This is a genomic window from Streptomyces carpinensis, from assembly GCF_002154505.1.
In the GTDB taxonomy this organism is placed as follows: domain Bacteria; phylum Actinomycetota; class Actinomycetes; order Streptomycetales; family Streptomycetaceae; genus Streptomyces; species Streptomyces carpinensis.
On the sequence record NZ_MUBM01000803.1, the window covers coordinates 1 to 355 of the forward strand.

Genomic DNA, 355 nt, shown 5'->3' on the forward strand with positions numbered 1-355 from the left:
CAGGCCGTCATGAGCAACAGCCGCTGCTGCGGGTCGAGTTCGGTGGCCTCGGTGGGGGACATGCCGAAGAACTCCGCGTCGAACTCCGCCACCTGGTCCACATATCCGCCGCGGCGGGCGGCTATTCGGCCCTGCCCGGCGTCGGGGGAGTGGAGGGCGTCCACGTCGTAGCGTTCAGGAGGCGTCTCGCTCGTGGCGTCCACGGCGTCCCGCAGCAGAGCCCACAGTTCGTCGGGCGCGGACGCTCCGGGCAGCCGGCAGGCCATGCCGATCACCGCGACCGACCGAGGGTCCACGTCGGACCTGTTCATGAGAGAACTCCGTTCATACGTCACCACGGCCCCTACGCCGTGGC

General features: G+C 69.9%; 1 protein-coding gene. It reads right to left on the bottom strand.

The annotated features are described in order from the left end of the window. On the bottom strand, positions 1-311 hold a 311-nt coding region (locus BZY54_RS48900; RefSeq protein WP_279634790.1), incomplete at its 3' end, for a beta-ketoacyl synthase N-terminal-like domain-containing protein. Positions 312-355 lie beyond the last annotated feature (44 nt).